Origin of the sequence: Psychrobacter sp. TB67, assembly GCF_000511065.1 — a bacterium.
Classification (GTDB): domain Bacteria; phylum Pseudomonadota; class Gammaproteobacteria; order Pseudomonadales; family Moraxellaceae; genus Psychrobacter; species Psychrobacter okhotskensis.
Genome location: NZ_AYYA01000006.1, coordinates 97,194 through 113,222, shown reverse-complemented (window position 1 = coordinate 113,222; position 16,029 = coordinate 97,194). Strand labels below are relative to the sequence as shown.

Sequence of the window (16,029 nt, the reverse complement as noted above, 5' to 3'; positions counted from 1 at the left end):
AGCAAGTTGTAAGGAACATGCTTAATCGACCTAAACCGTGGGTTAATGCATAACAATTAGCTTGACCTGAACGATTAGACTGATTTTAACGATTAAAAAACTCTTAGTATCTGGTTTATTGATGTATGCCAAGGAGAGGCCATCATGTTTAGTACCATTGCTATTATCATAACTTTACTGTTATTGATGTTCTTTGCTTATCGTGGATATTCTGTGTTGATTTTGGCGCCGATATTGGCAGTGTTAGCCGTATTTTTATCAGGTGATTTTTTAAGCAGTATCCCTGCTTATACCGATATATTTATGGGTGGATTAAGTGGATTCTTACTCAAGTTTTTCCCAATATTTTTATTAGGTGCTATGTTTGGGCGCTTAATGGGAGATTCGGGAGCGGCCACAGTCATTGCTAATGCGATCGTCAAGAAGTTAGGGTCAAGCAAAGCTATTCTAGCCATTATTTTAGTATGTGCATTATTAACTTATGGTGGGGTATCTGGTTTTGTTGTAGTATTTGCTATCTATCCGGTAGCCAAGAACTTATTCAAGATTGCAGATATTCCTAAGCGTCTAATCCCAGCAGCGATTTCGGTAGGGTCTTTTACTTTTACCTTGACGGCACTGCCAGGTACACCTGCTATTCAAAACGCTATTCCTATTCCTTACTACAATACCAATCTTTTTGCCGCTCCTATCTTAGGTGTTATCGGCGGGATAATTATGTTCGTGCTGGGTTGGTGGTGGGTACAGTCACGAGCAAACAAAGCTAAATCGGCTGGTGAAGGTTATGGTCAGCATAAGGATGGTTTCGAAGGGGGTATTAATGTTGCGAAAAGTGATATTTCTCAAAATAATACCACTCAAGGCGAAGAGTTCGTAACGGGTCATACAGTTAAGGAAAAAGCCCCAATTTCATTTACGATGGTTATCATACCGCTGATATTGGTTATTGGGATTAATGCGTTACTGGTTTACGCTATCTTTCCTTCGATTGACTTCAGTGCGCTACAGACTCAGTTCCCTGATCTGAATATTGCTGGCTCATTAGGATTATGGTCTATTATTATCTCGTTAGTTATTGCCTGTTTGGTCTTGATTATAATGCGAGTTGGGCATTGGCACAATCTACAAAAAACTATTAATAATGGTACGTATGACTCCATGTTACCTATTTTCAATACCGGCTCTGAAGTAGGGTACGGTGCTGTCATTGCTTCGTTAGCAGGCTTTATCATTATTCGCGACAGTATTTTAAATATAAGTCCTAATAATCCATTAATTTCAGAAGCTATAGCCATGACGACGTTGGCAGGAATTACTGGTTCATCGTCTGGCGGTTTAAGCATTGCCTTAGCGACTCTAGGTGAAGATTATCTACGCATGGCCGTCTCAGCAGGTATTGATCCAGAGCTGATGCATCGAGTCGCCGTTATGGCCTCCGGCGGTCTAGACAGTCTGCCGCATAATGGTGCTGTAATTACTATGCTAGGTATTTGTGGTCTTACTCATAAGCAGGCTTATCTCAACGTGGCGGCGGTTACTATTGCTATCCCGATAATTGCCATCATTGCTGTTATTACCTTAGGAACTGTCTTTGGTTCATTCTAAGCAGCTTGATTAATTATGAGATGTTTACTTAATGATAAATAATAACCAAATATTAATAGAGACATATGCTGCCAATACGCATACCAATAATAGCGCTTTCAAAATTAACGTTCGATAGGAGAACCATACATGAAATTACATATGGAAAATAACGCTTTAGAATTTAAACAAGTAGGGCCAGCGGCTTGGATTACCTTGAATAGACCTGCCGCTATGAACGCCATTAATCTTAATATGATAGATAAGTATGAAGAGCTACTGCCAAAGATTGCTGAAGATAGCAGTGTGAAAGTATTGGTCATTACCGGTAATGGTACAGCCTTTTGTGCGGGTGCGGATCTTAAAGAAATCTTAGTCTCAAACGATGGCCCTGCAGGCGAAGCAGATTTCATTGATCGCTTAACCGTTAACGTGCTTGATGTACTACGTAACTTCCCTAAGCCAGTTATTGCAGCTATTAACGGTATTACTATGGCCGGTGGTTTAGAGACTGCTATGTGTGCGGATATTGTGATAGCTGCAGACAGCGCGCGCATAGGGGACGCTCATGCTAATTATGGCGTCTATCCAGGAGCTGGTGGTGCGGCAGTATTACCAAGATTAATTCCACTTAATGTTGCAAAGTATTTACTTTTCACTGGCGAAACCCTTTCTGCAGAAGAAATGAGAGGCTATGGCTTCGTTAATAAAGTTGTTAGCCCCGATAGCTTGCAAGAAGAAGTGCAAAAACTAGCAGAATTAATAGCGGAAAAAAGCCCTATAGCGCTAAAAAGAATGAAAGTAGTTGCTAATGCCAGTGCAGACAAATCGCGTGATGATGCGTTGCAACAGGAGCAAGTGTTGTTCCGTGCTCATATGCGCTCTTACGATATGCAAGAAGGTCTCACCGCGTTCAGTGAAAAGCGTAAACCAGAGTTTCGCGGCTATTAACTTAAGTTATTTTTCAAATAATTTTTAATCAGAAAACAAGGGAATGAATCATGAATTTAACCAATAAAGTTGTCGTTATCAGTGGTGGTGCCTCAGGATTAGGTTTAGCTACTGCTCAATATATGGTACGCAATAAAGGGGCTAAGGTAGCCTTATTAGATATGAATCAAGAAGCAGGTGAGGCTGCTGTTGCCGATCTTGGCAAAGATAAAGCCATGTTCTGTCGTACGGATGTGACTTCTGAAGAAGATGTCGATAACGCTATTGCTGCCATCATAGATGGGTTTGGCGCTATCCATGCCGACATCAACGCGGCAGGTATTGTAGCTCCAGCGAAGATTCTAAATAGAGAAGGCAAAGCTTCGGCATTAGCGAATTTTAAAGCAGTAATTAATGTGAATTTGATTGGGCTATATACCGTCATGTCAAAATGTGCTGAAAAAATGGCACTAAATGAGCCTGATGAAAAAGGCGAGCGTGGCGTTATTGTGAACGTCTCTTCTGGTGCTGCTTGGGAAGGCCAAATTGGGCAGAGCGCCTACGGAGCGTCAAAATCTGGCGTTAACGGTCTCAATATACCGGCAGCGCGTGAGTTCGGAAAATTGGGTATTCGAGTTAATTCCATTGCTCCAGGCATGTTTGCGACCCCTATGGTGGAGTCGCTTGATGCAAAAGTTAGTGAAGCTCTTATTGCTATGTGTGAAGCACCTAAACGTATGGGTAATATGGAAGAGTTTGCCTCTACTTGTGCATTTCTAATTGAAAATAGCTACATGAATGGTCGCTATATTCGTCTCGATGCTGCGACGATACTGCAGGCTAGATAATAGAAGGCAGTTTTATGAGTACTCAGCAAGGAAGTTACATTACGCCACCAGAGTTTGGTGAGTTGCTAGTCGTTAGTGACGGAATATTATGGACTAGATTTAAAATACCTAGCAAGTTGGATCATATAAATATTTATTTGATTAGGGATGTAGATGGCTGGTTCGTGATTGATTCAGGTCCTGCCTCCGATGAAAACCGTGACTTGTGGAAAAGCTTAATACAGAACTTACCTAGCCCCGCGAAAATTACCGGTATCTTAATCACTCATTCACACCCTGATCATATTGGACTGGCTGGCTGGTTGGAGGATTATAGCGATGCACCCTTATATATCTCCGAAAAGGAGATTTTACAGGCAAGGCTTGAGAACCGTTATCGCAGTACTAAAGATTACAGTGACTTGCCACATTTCTACAGTCGTATGGATGCCTCACTAGAAGACATGCAAAGTCTGGAGGAGGTTTGGGAGTACTTAGATATGATGTTTGGTTCGTTGCCCACCGAGGTAAATATTGTCAAGTCTGGCGATACGATTGAAATAGGGGGCGAGTCATGGCATCTTTGGTCGGGTTCGGGGCATTCTATAGAGCATATTTGTTTACAAAAGGCTTCGGGAGAGGTGATGATTTCAGGTGATCAAATCATCGAACATATCACGCCCTACGTTGGCCTAAATTATATGAGCCAAGAGACCGATCCTTTAGCCGGTTGGTTAGCAGGTCTGAGCGATATGATTGATTGGATAAGTACGAATGCACTGGTCTTACCCGCACATAATAAGCCGTTTTATCATGGGGATGAAAGAGTTCGTGAAGTGTTGCAGCACCATCAAACCTCGTTAGATAAACTGCGGAAAAACCTCGACCAATGGCGCACTGTCAACGAGTTAAGTTCGGTATTGGGATGGGCAAAGAAAAAAGGTTTTGCACGTTGTTTAGCGCTTGAAGAGACGTTCGCTCACGTTACTTATTTGGTGAATACTGGAGAAGTAGTTTGCGAGACTGCAGAACTATCCGGTGTCTTGTACTACCAGTTAGCTTAAACAATTATATTTTTTAGAGATCGTCTAAAAAGTTATAACCTTTGGTTTCATGGTAAATGTAAGAGATTCGATAGCAGGATTAGGCTGTAAAGATAAACAAGGGACTACCACTTATTAAGGATAATAAACATGTTAATTAATTTTAGTAATCATATGGCAGCACTCGCGCAGCGTTACGGAGATCGTGAAGCCTTAGTAAATATAGAGCGTAACCGCAGATATACTTTTTCTGAATTTCACCTCTTATCCAATCAAATCGTCAATATGATGGTCAGCTTAGGATTAGGTGTTGGCGATCGCTTTATCAATATTCTGGATAATGACAATCTATCATTGATTCATGCTCCAACTATTTTTAAAGGCGGCGCTACTGGTGCCTTCACCAATTTTAGAGATTCGCTTGAAGAGCATACTTGGCAGGTGGCGGCTGCTAATGTGAAAGTTGCATTTATTGAAACGTCATTACTCAAAACACATTATGAAATGTTAATAGGGCAAGGCATTACTATCGTCGTTATGGATAAGCCAGAAGATAGCTTAGAGGGTGTCCTTTATTTTTGGGAGCTAGTAGATCAGGCCCCTGATCATAATCCTGATTTTGAATTAGATGATCGTGAGCATTGTGCGCTGATTCGCTTTACTGGTGGTACGACTGGCAAAGGTAAGCCAGCTATGTACTCTATGGATAATTGGTTCAGCTGCCGTGATACGGCCTTTGCTTTTGATGACAAGGATATATGGGCCGATGAACCAAGATGCATTCACGTAGCGCCTATCAGTCATGGTAGTGGCATGCTTGTATTGCCAACGTTATATTCGGGTGGCTGTACGATTACCCAAAACAGCCCTGATTTGAATGCTTACTGCGCTAATATTGAAAAAGAAAAGGCTACGCTGACATTCTTAGTGCCTACCATACTTTATCGCCTGCTAGAGATTGAGTCTGATTTAAGTACGCTTAAGTATGTGGTTTATGGCGCAGCACCTATGAGCCCAGGAAAACTCAAATTACTTCAGGCAAAGCTAGGTAATATATTCATACAGGGATATGGGTCTACCGAGCACTTTGGTTTTGCATTGAACATGAGCACCCAAAAACATATTATAAAAACAGAAGTGGACGAAGTTCGATTAGGTTCCGCTGGTCAACCTACACCTAGTGTTGAGTGTGTTATCGTTGACAGTGAAGGCAATACACTGCCACAGGGCGAGACAGGAGAGCTCTGGGTACGCTCACGTAGTGTCTGCCAAGGATACCTGAATGCCCCTGAGCTTACCGCTGAGGAATTCCATAATGGATTTTGGAAGTCGGGTGACTTAGGTTATATGGATAAAGAAGGCTTTATTTATCTTGTCGACCGCAAAAAAGACATGATTATCTCAGGTGGTTTTAATATTTATGCCAATGAAGTCGAGTCTGCTCTTAATAGCCATGCGGATGTCTTTCTAGCTGCAGTAGTAGGTATCCCTCATGAAGAGTGGGGTGAGGCTGTACATGCTGAGGTTATTCTTAGAGACAATGTTAGCTTGACAGATCTTGAGCTCATTGCGCATGTTAAAAACCTGATTGGTAGCTATAAAGCGCCAAAAACTATCTTAATTGTTGAGCAGATTCCCACTAGTGTGGTTGGTAAAGTGCTACGTAGAAAGGTGCGTGAAAAATACTGGAGCGAGGCTCGTAAAATCTCTTAGTAAGGTACTTGATATTCACAGCCTAGTCTTTACAACTGGTGTTGATGGATAAATATTTACTTTCTAAAATTAATTCAAAGGAATGACCTATGAGTGACATTTATATTACTGGCGTTGGCATGACCAAGTTTGGCCGTCATATAGAGCGCAGTTATAAGGATTTGGTGCGTGAAGCGGTAGAACAGGCATTGACCGATGCCGGTGCTGAATTGGAGCAAGTTAAGCAAGCTTATTTTGCTTCCTGTGTTATCGGCTTTATGCAGGGTCAACACATGATTCCTGGTCAGGTAGCTTTACGCTCGATGGGCTTTCAAAGTATCCCAATCTTTAATATCGAAGGGGCTTGCGCGTCTTCTAGTACCGCCTTACATTTAGCAGCGATGGCGATCAAAAGTGGCTCGTGTGATATCGCTATTGCGGTAGGAGCTGAAAAAATGATCAATGAGGATAAGGCTAAGATGTTTGCCGCTTTTGACTCAGCTTGGGATGTAAGTACGGTTGCGGATAATCGGGATACCTTATTGGCGATGGGCGCAGGCTTTGAATGTCCTGAAGGCTCGCAATCTCCGAAACCGTACTCGATGTTTATGGATGTATACGCCGCCTTTAGTCGCCATCACATAAATACTTTTGGTACTACGCAAAGACAAATCGCGGCTGTCTGTGCAAAGAACCATACCCACTCTGTGCATAACCCACTGGCTCAGTATCAACGACCTTATACGATAGAAGAGGTATTGGCAGCACCACCTATCACATATCCGCTCACTCTGCCTATGTGCGCGCCCATCTCTGACGGTGCTGCGGCTACGGTCTTATGTAATGCGGAAGGGTTAAAGCGTCTAAAGGGTGATGCTAAACGTGCCATCAAGCTATTGAGTAGTGTCGTGCGCTCAAGCTCAGATCGCAGTTTTGAGGATTATAAAAACCACCTTACTGCGCTTGCTGCTACCGAAGCTTATGAAAAGGCGGGCGTCTCTCCGGCCGACGTAGATGTCGCTGAGGTACATGATGCTACGGCTATGGGAGAGATTATTCAGGTGGAAAATCTTCAACTGGTCGGTTATGGCGAGGCGGGTAGAGCAGCAGAAGCCGGCGAGCTGACAATCGGTGGCCGTGTCCCTGTCAACCCATCAGGCGGTCTTGAGTCCAAAGGACACCCGATTGGCGCAACCGGACTAGGTCAAGTCTATGAGCTGGTGACCCAACTACGGGGCGAAGCTGGCAGGCGTCAAGTAGAGGGCGCGCGAATTGCTATTCAAGAAAATGGTGGCGGTATTTATGGAGTAGAAGAGGCTACTGCCGTTATCAATATCTTTGCTATGCAGTAGTATTTAACTAACTCATTATTAAAAATAAAAAAGGAATTTTCTATGACTGAAATAGCTTATATCTATGATGCCATTCGTACGCCACGTGGCAAAGGGAAAAAAGAGGCTCCCTTTATTAGGCAACGCCAATTTGGCTTGTTCACACTTGAGCTATGCTGAAGAAACCGTAGAGATAAACTTGGTAAACTAAGCTTATTAATCGGAGTTTACCATGACCAAGAAAACCAGAACTTATAGCACAGAATTTAAAGCAGAGGCCGTTAAGAAGATAGCGGGCAAACCCCAATTTTGACAAACTCACCTGAGTAAGTTCTCGAACTAAAAAAAGGTGCTAACAATAGGCCGTATATAGCGTTAGCATCATTTTTTGCTACTACCTATATCTAATAATTATCGACATTTGTTCATCAAAATAAGAATCGAAAACCCTCGTTAATAAGGCTATAAGCATCTAAGAAATTACTACTTGATCCATAAAGTAATTTTACTAAAAGCATATTCATCAGTGAACTTTAGCACTAGCCCACTGTTTAAAGCCTAATAAGCACACAATGATAAATACTAACAGGACTGTTGATACGCAGAAGCGACTTAGTACAAGATTAACATTATCAAACCCATCAGTACGAATTTATGTCGCAGGTTATCGATTACGATAATAGGGATATAGAGAAGCTAAGTCTTTATACTCGCCATTTACAACCTATGCTACGTGAAAGGCTCGATGATGATGAGGTTTATTTCAGTAATATGATAATGAGTCACTACCGCTTTTTTAAGCTACGTCAACAGGATTTAAAACTGTAAGAGGGTAGTTTCTTTCCGCTGAATACTGGTAGCGGTGGAGCTGGCAAAGCTAAGGATAAATAAGAGGACTGGCTATTAAAAATAGTTGCAAGGTTAAATGAGCTATTCGATGCTGAAAATCTGACCGATAGAGACCTAATCAATTACTCGTAAACTATCTGGGATAAAGTCAACGAGAACCAAATCGTCATGAATACGAATATAGTTATTGTTTTAAGTGAAAGGAGTTGATTATGTCAGATAAAAATATCAGTTTTTTAGCTGAAAGTAGCTTTGATTATTTATTTACTAATAAAGTCACTTCTCCACATTGCATGCTCGCATACTGCACAAAACCAACTCTCTTTTGCCCGCATATAGGCGATATCAGCAGGTACATCAATGGGACAGGCGCTCCCGCAATATTCACAGCACACATCATCTAAGCAAGCATAGCATTGGCTTATGGTTTCAAATAATATGTGTGAACTGATATTATATTTTTGACAAAGCATACGGACATAATCTACATAGCTAGTTTTATGATCATAGGACCAATAATCCTCACAGACCCGTTTGTCCCAAGCATTTTGTGTCATGCTCCATTCAATCCTGATGCCCATAATATACTCCTTCTTAATGGCAGAATGACTATGATTAGTGTCACATTTTTATAGTATCTATATCTATCGAACGAGTCGCACCCATCATAGTTAGCCAGCTATTGAGCGATAAGATGAGTCTATGACATAATAAAGCGTTAGTCAGCACAAAATAGTTTTTGACGGAAACTTAGTTATTGCCAACGAGTATTATTTTAACAGAAAAGTAATCACTGGCAAGTATTTTTTACTTACCAATAAGGATTTTATTGTGATTTTATGTAATCTACCAGTGCTTTTAGCGGAAAGAAGGTTGCGAGTTGCAGATTTAGTAAGAATGACAGATATCAGCAAATCAACGCTTCATAGAATTTATAACGATGAGACAACTCGCATAGAATTCGATACCCTGAGTAAGTTGTGCCAGGTATTAAAAGTCAATCCAGGGGATGTTTTAAAGTATGTTCCCGATGAGAATGAAGAAAACTAAGCTTTATAGGAAGGTCGACTGCTATAAGACGTTAACCTCCTCACCCGACTAGAATTGAAATTTTAAAATACTCTTCAGCCTTTATTTATAATAGGTTGGAGAGTATTTTTTTGTCTAAAAGATTTTTCTAAATCAATATTTAAAGTATTAAAGATAAAAATATAACAGAAATATTAAAGTCTTTACAGCTGGTAGGTTATAACATATTATAGTTAATATAATTCACTATAATTAGTTAAAAAATGAATAATATTCATCTAAAGCCTATTCAAAAGTTTATAACTTTTAGTAAATCTAATCTGGTTATTCATACACATGCTCAGAAGGCATTATTGATGTGGCAACAATTTAGACCGAGAGTAGTTGGTGTAAACATGAATAGTTTTAATGACTATTATCGACCACCGCTACGCTTAGTATCTAAACCAGACGGCGCTTACTATTTTTTTAATGAATTTAGACGTATTGATAGGGTTCTTACAGAAGAGGTTAGTTTGCGTCAGCCTTGCTTGATTGCGGCTGAAAGCTTACAAGACATTAAGTACTTGGCTTGGAGTGAGGTTGTTGAGCTGGCTTTCGCAAGAGGGACTCATCATCCTGAGTTTTTTAAGGCACTCAGTAATAGTGCACCAAAAAGTATTATTTGCGAACTTATGAATATAGAGCGTCTTACGGTAGACAATTATTGTCAGTTTGCTGGTATCAGCCAAAGTGCTTATGAGTATCAGCAGGGCAAGGCGGTTAATGATGAGGTGATGTTGGGACTGCACAAAAACATGGATTGGATGGATGCCTCTTATGAGTCAAACTAAATTATTTGATGATGTGACTACTAGGCGAGTGTTGGATAAGCTTATTCCAACAGACTCACTGCATAACGTACAAATGCGCCAGCTCGTGATTGATGTGATTAGTCTGGTGCAAGATGATGATATTGGTTTGTTGTATTTAAAACCAGGTGAGAATTTTGCAGAACTTACTGGTATAGACTGTGAAGATGTGATTAAAGAAATCATTCGGCAAGGTAAAACAGTAGAGTGGGCGGTTACCTATATGCTGATTGTCTTTTATCAGGCATATGGCGAAGTTAATATAAATAATAATGCTTGGCGATTTATGAGTGGCTACTTAAAAGTGATATTTATGATCACAGTACGCCACAACAAACACTTTGCCAAAATAGATAAGCTTGGTGTGCGTGTTCGTATGGCGCTAAGACCTTCTGATCCACAACGTGGCATTCTCGACCAGTTAATCAGCACTCATGCTCAGTGCGATAGCTTGTCCTCATGTTTACCTTATATCAGACAATATGAAGCAAGCGTCAAACAGGAAGAGGCAACAGGTGAAAAAGCGAACCAATATCTTGGTAGTAAAATTGGTCAAATTAGGTTGGCTTATGAAGTAGCAATTGATAATAAGGCTTTTATTGGTAAAACCTATAATGAAGATACTAAACGCGTAAAGTTGTCTCAAACAGTCACCAAGATAGTGGCGCATATCGATGGTGAGCCGCTACAAAGAATAGTGTTTGGTACGAAACAATCAAAAAAGCACAGTAATGTGGCAATCGCTGAAAATATTGCCGATGACAACGAAGTGCCATTGCTAGACAATGATTTTAAGCCAGCTCTGCAAATTGCTAAATCTTCTGAGCTGCAGCAATGGCGATTGAAAAATAACCATCAACACGCCCGCCGTAACCAATTTCATTTCCCAACCAATCATCGTCAGCTAAGCATTACCGGATATCAGATGTTATTTGCCACGCTTTGGCAACGCTTTATGAATGTTGATAAAGAGAGTGGTACTGGGTATGCAGTTTTACTACTGTCACTGTTAAGCGGTCTTAGTATTGATAGCATCATTGCTGATTGGCAATGCAGTCGCAGTCAACGGCAGTATTTCGTCTATGACCGTGTCCGTAAAATCAGTAGTATCGCCATCACGATCGATGTGACGACCAATACTCGAAGTCATCTGCTTGCCCACAGACAAAGCAACGGCAGTACCTTTTATCGCGCACTGCCTGAAGCTTTACAAATCATGCTTGAGGATAAAATTACCGTTTCACCTGGTAATGTTAAAGCCGCTATCTCTTACGCTAAAGATATATTGAACCTGCCAGCACTGAGTCCTCAATATATTGAAGCCGGGCTATTTATCCTTATTAAAAACGAACTTAATAAGCCCCTACATGCCGACATGATCACAGGTGTTGATGTAAGGCATAGCTCTGCGCTGTATTACACTAGCACTAAAACGGTAGAGCTAGAGCAAACTTATATAAAAGCGGTAGAGCTGATAACTGAATACTGCAATGATGAGCAAAAAGTACTTTTAATAGATGAGTGTAGCGTACCGATGAACGGGCATAGAAGCCATATTGGTAGTGATATGGTACTAAAGACCACAATGTGCCAGCAGTTCTTTAATCAACTGGCTATCAGTGCTGAGAGTTTTAATGGAAAGTTAAAATCCCACATGGATCGCTATATTGCGCAGTTCAATAGTTATAGCATTTGGCTATGGCACATTATCCTGATCCAAACGGGTATTCGCCCAGTCAGACATGCACCAGGATTACTCAATCAGTTTGATTTGAAGCGGCGTATATTATGGGTATCTGACAAAGAAGAGCGTCATGCGCAGTCTGATGGCAGGCTCATTCCTCTTAGCAAGTTTTTGATAACTGCTATACAAAACTATATGACTTATATTAAGCAATTTGCCGCCATCTATAATCCATTATGTCCAGCAGCGCCTTATCCTATCAACGACATCTTGCAATCTGAGCGTCCTCTCATTCAGCTCTATAAAAAGAACCCAAAGGGCTTTACTAGCATTACGCCAAGCCAAGTTCGCTACCAGTTGCAAGACTTTTTTAGTCATCAGGATAATTGGCTGCGTCATCAGCTGAGATCCATGCTTACGGGGCGCGTGCCTGACTATCTGATTTGTGCCCTTTATGGTCATGAGCATCCTGATCAGGAATTTATGCATCCGATGTCATCAAGCTCTATTAATCAGCTGCACCAGCTCAGTTCCCATTTAGATGCGATTGCTACAGACCTTCACTTAAAACAAATTGAGGTTCGCCTATATGGATAACATTAGCGCTCATAAAATGCGACAGCTGAATAGAGAAGAAGCTAAAAACAGTATCAAGTATGATGCTAAAGCCCTAATTAAAGAATATATCAATCAATATCCTATGCAATCGCCTTGTGAGCTGCAGCATCATTATGAAGCGATTAACCAGTTACTAGAGGAGAAGTTCGATACCGCTCAAAACTTTCAATTGGCGCGGCGCGGATTTTTAGAGTTTATTCGTGATTATAATAAAGCTCACCAGATATACCTTAACGAGCCTGTTGTACCGATACTGGCGACTCGTGAGCGCTTGACCATTAATTATGATTGGTTTGTGAATGGGTGCGCTGTGGCAGACAGTAGCGCTATGATGATAGAGTCTTGGCAACGAAAACGGCGTTTTTCAATGAATGACTTGGTTGAGGGATTATTATATTGCAGCATCATGTATGGCGGTATCAACGACATTGAGGTGTTAAAAGCGCTCTATGATTGGCTATTTGGTGAGCGCCGTATATATAAAATTAACATGTCAGCGACTGATGAAAAAAGCAGAGTAGAATGTTTGGCTATAATACCGCTTAGCGTACCTGATGATAATTATGGAACTACGCTAGATGACAGCGAAAGCTTACATCGTTTTGTTGATTATATTCCCGATGATATGGGCCTATGTTTTTTATATGCTCTAAAGGATAAAGAGTTAAACACTGCCAAGATAAAGCCATTTAATACCATAATCAACGATATCTCACAAACGCTTAAACTCACCAATAAAGATATCGATCGCCCGCAGCACTCAATGCTCATCAAATATGCCAACTACCACTGGCGACAGCTAGAGGGTAGTCTAATCGATGGTGCGCTAGCCGTGGTGAAACAAGATGATATAAAGACAACAGGTTTGCCTACTGAGAAGCTAATCCATTATAACCGAGAGCTCATCAATCAAAACCCTGAGCCACTCGAGTGGTCTGAGCTGTTTGATGCCAGTTATCAGACGGTAGGAAAATCGCAGGACAAGAGAGATGCCACAGTTTATCCAAGCTTTAGCAAAAATCTGATCAAAGAGCTGCAAGATGCACTCAAATTGACTAGAAACGCCGCTATTTGTACTATCACAATATTAATGACAGACGCTAGCCAGCCTAATGCGCGACGCTTGCTTAGCTGGGTATTATCATTGCTCGGTGATAATAGTATTAGACTAAATACTATTAGTAAATATGCTGGCTGTATTGGTCGCGACTGGCTAATGCTGACGTTGGATGAGGATATTGATCAGTGGGAGGGTAATGACTTTGAGGAAGTGTACGAGCAAATTATTCAAAGTAAGGTAAAAGATGGTCGCAAGTTTTCTGTACTGTGCAAGTCGTCAGAGTTTGACGATACATATAGTGGTATAGATAATGATAACCATACTACTGGTCAACCGCTATCTTATCTTGATCGTTTAAAAGACAGTCAGAAATTTACTTATGGCCGTTTGAAAGCATTTCATGATCATCAGCGTATGCACTTTGATGCGCCTTATGTGCATTTTCCCTGGGGTAATAATCGGCAAGTTGTCAAAGCTGAAATGATATCACCGCGCGTGTATAGAGCGATGAGAAGTTATATCCAAACATCAGAGTTAGAGATAGAACAAAAGCAGCTATGTTTTATTGTACTGGCGCTTGCTTATCGGACTGGTATGCGAATTAACGAAATTATTGGTATTAAGGTTAGCGACATTGCAGATATAGGGTTTATTAATGGCCAAGTGGTTGAAGTGCCAAAAATAATCCTCAAGCCCAACCGCTATCGCCGGCTAAAAAGCAGTAGTTCTAAACGGGTGATACCGATAGACAGGCTTTTCAAGGATGATGAGTTAAAGCCCTTCATCGCATTCTATTATCAACAAAAAAGGTTAAAAAGAAATTATTTATTCTCACAAGGCTCAGGTGACCAGCCACTACCGTCCGTATTCTTTAGTAATATGATGAAAATAATATGGGATAGATTGCTGAGTACCCATGATTTCACCTTTCATAGCTTTCGGCATACTGCAATTAGCCAATTGGTCCTGGTGTTAAACGACTCGCCACTTAGAGAGGTGATGACAGATTATGGTACAGCCCATAGTGAATCTATCGTTAGCGCCGTGCTTGCTAATAATAAAGAAAAGGGGATGTGGTTTGGGCTAGCTAGCTTTGCAGGGCATCTAACGCCAGATACTACGTTTGAATATTATATGCATACCGCTCATCTATTGGCTGGATGGCAAATGAGTCAAGCCACACTTGTTATGCCGATAACCGTGTTTGAGATGGTGACAGGTATTGGTTATCAGACGGTGAATAGACAGAATGGCAGAGCTTATAGTCCTAACACCAAACAGGTTCATCTTGATAAAATGCGTGGCTATTTAATCAATAAGGTTGCGAGCAAAGAGTCTCTACTCTCTTATAACAGAACACCAGCTAATACAGATTATGAGCAAAACACACAAAATGACGCAGCGAATACTCGACCGTCTCTATTTGTCCATCCTAGAATTTATGATGTGATTGCACTGTTAGAAGAGCTGCAAAAAACAAGTGTTGATAAAAGAGCGGATCAGTTGGCAGAGGTCGCACTTCAGCATGGTATCGCTGTCAATGATGCTAGACAGATTTACGATAGAGCCAGTCAGATTTTTACTGATGATAGGCTGCTTTTGAGTGCGCCGACGGGACATAAAAACCAAGAGGTTCTAGTTAAAGCGCTTGATCGAGCATATCAGATGTCAATTGATGAGCCTGCTAGACTGAAATCGTTTGTAGGAATATTTACAGGTAAAAAAAACTTAAACACCTCATCGATTCATTTTGGTATTAAAGAGACTCAGCTTAAAATGCTACAGCAGTTCATGGAAGTAGGTTGTCAGCTTATCGATGCCAGTCATTGGCGAATTAGAGCACATAGCGAACAGGCAGTGCGTGATATTAAAAAAGAGCTTGGACTGAATAGCTCAATACGTATTGGTGCTCGTGAGAGTTTCCATGGTTATGAGGTTAGGGTAGTACAGAAAAAGCGGAGAAGATCTGATAAAAATATGGCTATAACAGATGATTATTATTCCTCGTCAGGAATTTTGAAGTATGTGGGATACTTACTTATAATATTAGTTGAAAACTAGATACAGCCTTTTGTAATTCTGAATGATTGCTTTTTTTATGTAGCTTGCAGTAGTTATCAAGCTGATTTATTCAAGTAGTTCGTATGAGCAAGGTGACAGAGTGACAAGCTATATGGTCAACGGGCTAGAAGATGATTTTTGCTCTATATGATTAAAATTTTGTCACAGATAATATTCTTCTAAACACTAGAGAGTATAAGGATTGTCACGTTGTCACGTTTAGAAAAGGTTAGTGTATACGATAAATGGAATACCTTACCTCGTTAGATGTGGTAGTGATAGGTACTGTGGCAGGAGTAACTCTTAAGTGACTACTAAAAAATAATACTAACAATGAGAATAATAACTTTAACTATAGTAATTAGCCTCTATCTAAGTGTTAGTTTCAGTTCAAAGCCAAGAAAAAGGAATTGCAATTAGATTTTAAGGTTTTAACCAAATAATAATGCATCGGCTATTTACTCGAGATT

At 40.7% G+C, this 16,029-nt stretch carries 11 protein-coding genes; all 11 read left to right on the top strand.

Going from position 1 to position 16,029, the window contains the following annotated elements; all coding sequences use genetic code 11:
• The first annotated feature begins 144 nt into the window (after positions 1–144).
• The gene (locus W293_RS0101200; protein WP_025650715.1) at positions 145–1,605 is read left to right on the top strand and encodes a GntP family permease; all 1,461 of its coding nucleotides are present in this window, start codon (positions 145–147) and stop codon (positions 1,603–1,605) included.
• A gap of 129 nt (positions 1,606–1,734) precedes the next feature.
• Positions 1,735–2,535: an enoyl-CoA hydratase/isomerase family protein gene (locus W293_RS0101195; RefSeq protein WP_228706538.1), complete on the top strand. Its 801-nt coding sequence runs from the start codon at positions 1,735–1,737 to the stop codon at positions 2,533–2,535.
• A gap of 50 nt (positions 2,536–2,585) precedes the next feature.
• Entirely contained in the window at positions 2,586–3,362 is a 777-nt protein-coding gene (locus tag W293_RS0101190) for an SDR family NAD(P)-dependent oxidoreductase (RefSeq protein WP_025650713.1), read from the top strand.
• A 14-nt stretch (positions 3,363–3,376) separates the two neighbouring features.
• Positions 3,377–4,405, top strand: a complete 1,029-nt coding sequence (locus tag W293_RS0101185; RefSeq protein ID WP_025650712.1) for an MBL fold metallo-hydrolase — start codon at positions 3,377–3,379, stop codon at positions 4,403–4,405.
• A 129-nt stretch (positions 4,406–4,534) separates the two neighbouring features.
• Positions 4,535–6,097: a class I adenylate-forming enzyme family protein gene (locus tag W293_RS0101180; protein ID WP_025650711.1), complete on the top strand. Its 1,563-nt coding sequence runs from the start codon at positions 4,535–4,537 to the stop codon at positions 6,095–6,097.
• Between the two features lie 89 nt (positions 6,098–6,186).
• On the top strand, positions 6,187–7,428 hold the full coding sequence (locus W293_RS0101175; protein WP_025650710.1) for a thiolase family protein: 1,242 nt from the start codon (positions 6,187–6,189) through the stop codon (positions 7,426–7,428).
• A 1,040-nt stretch (positions 7,429–8,468) separates the two neighbouring features.
• On the top strand, positions 8,469–8,660 hold the full coding sequence (locus W293_RS17125) for a hypothetical protein (RefSeq protein WP_156915590.1): 192 nt from the start codon (positions 8,469–8,471) through the stop codon (positions 8,658–8,660).
• A gap of 427 nt (positions 8,661–9,087) precedes the next feature.
• Positions 9,088–9,306 carry a helix-turn-helix domain-containing protein gene (locus W293_RS0101160; RefSeq protein ID WP_025650707.1) on the top strand — a complete coding sequence of 73 codons (219 nt, stop codon included), beginning with the start codon at positions 9,088–9,090 and terminating at the stop codon, positions 9,304–9,306.
• A 374-nt stretch (positions 9,307–9,680) separates the two neighbouring features.
• Complete coding sequence (locus W293_RS0101155; RefSeq protein WP_025650706.1) at positions 9,681–10,118, top strand: hypothetical protein; 438 nt, start codon at positions 9,681–9,683, stop codon at positions 10,116–10,118.
• On the top strand, positions 10,105–12,417 hold the full coding sequence (locus tag W293_RS0101150) for a hypothetical protein (protein ID WP_025650705.1): 2,313 nt from the start codon (positions 10,105–10,107) through the stop codon (positions 12,415–12,417). The genes W293_RS0101155 and W293_RS0101150 overlap by 14 nt, the downstream gene beginning before the upstream one ends.
• On the top strand, positions 12,410–15,559 hold the full coding sequence (locus W293_RS0101145; protein ID WP_025650704.1) for a tyrosine-type recombinase/integrase: 3,150 nt from the start codon (positions 12,410–12,412) through the stop codon (positions 15,557–15,559). Before W293_RS0101150 ends, W293_RS0101145 begins: the two co-directional genes overlap by 8 nt.
• The last annotated feature ends 470 nt before the right edge of the window (positions 15,560–16,029 follow it).

Bases quoted from the DNA above. Each gene is read 5' to 3' on its own strand.
- W293_RS0101175 (WP_025650710.1), top strand. From the start codon at position 6,187: ATGAGTGACATTTATATTACTGGCGTTGGCATGACCAAGTTTGGCCGT.
- W293_RS0101150 (WP_025650705.1), top strand. From the start codon at position 10,105: ATGAGTCAAACTAAATTATTTGATGATGTGACTACTAGGCGAGTGTTG.
- W293_RS0101185 (WP_025650712.1), top strand. From the start codon at position 3,377: ATGAGTACTCAGCAAGGAAGTTACATTACGCCACCAGAGTTTGGTGAG.
- W293_RS17125 (WP_156915590.1), top strand. From the start codon at position 8,469: ATGTCAGATAAAAATATCAGTTTTTTAGCTGAAAGTAGCTTTGATTAT.
- W293_RS0101190 (WP_025650713.1), top strand. From the start codon at position 2,586: ATGAATTTAACCAATAAAGTTGTCGTTATCAGTGGTGGTGCCTCAGGA.
- W293_RS0101155 (WP_025650706.1), top strand. From the start codon at position 9,681: ATGAATAGTTTTAATGACTATTATCGACCACCGCTACGCTTAGTATCT.
- W293_RS0101200 (WP_025650715.1), top strand. From the start codon at position 145: ATGTTTAGTACCATTGCTATTATCATAACTTTACTGTTATTGATGTTC.
- W293_RS0101145 (WP_025650704.1), top strand. From the start codon at position 12,410: ATGGATAACATTAGCGCTCATAAAATGCGACAGCTGAATAGAGAAGAA.
- W293_RS0101180 (WP_025650711.1), top strand. From the start codon at position 4,535: ATGTTAATTAATTTTAGTAATCATATGGCAGCACTCGCGCAGCGTTAC.
- W293_RS0101195 (WP_228706538.1), top strand. From the start codon at position 1,735: ATGAAATTACATATGGAAAATAACGCTTTAGAATTTAAACAAGTAGGG.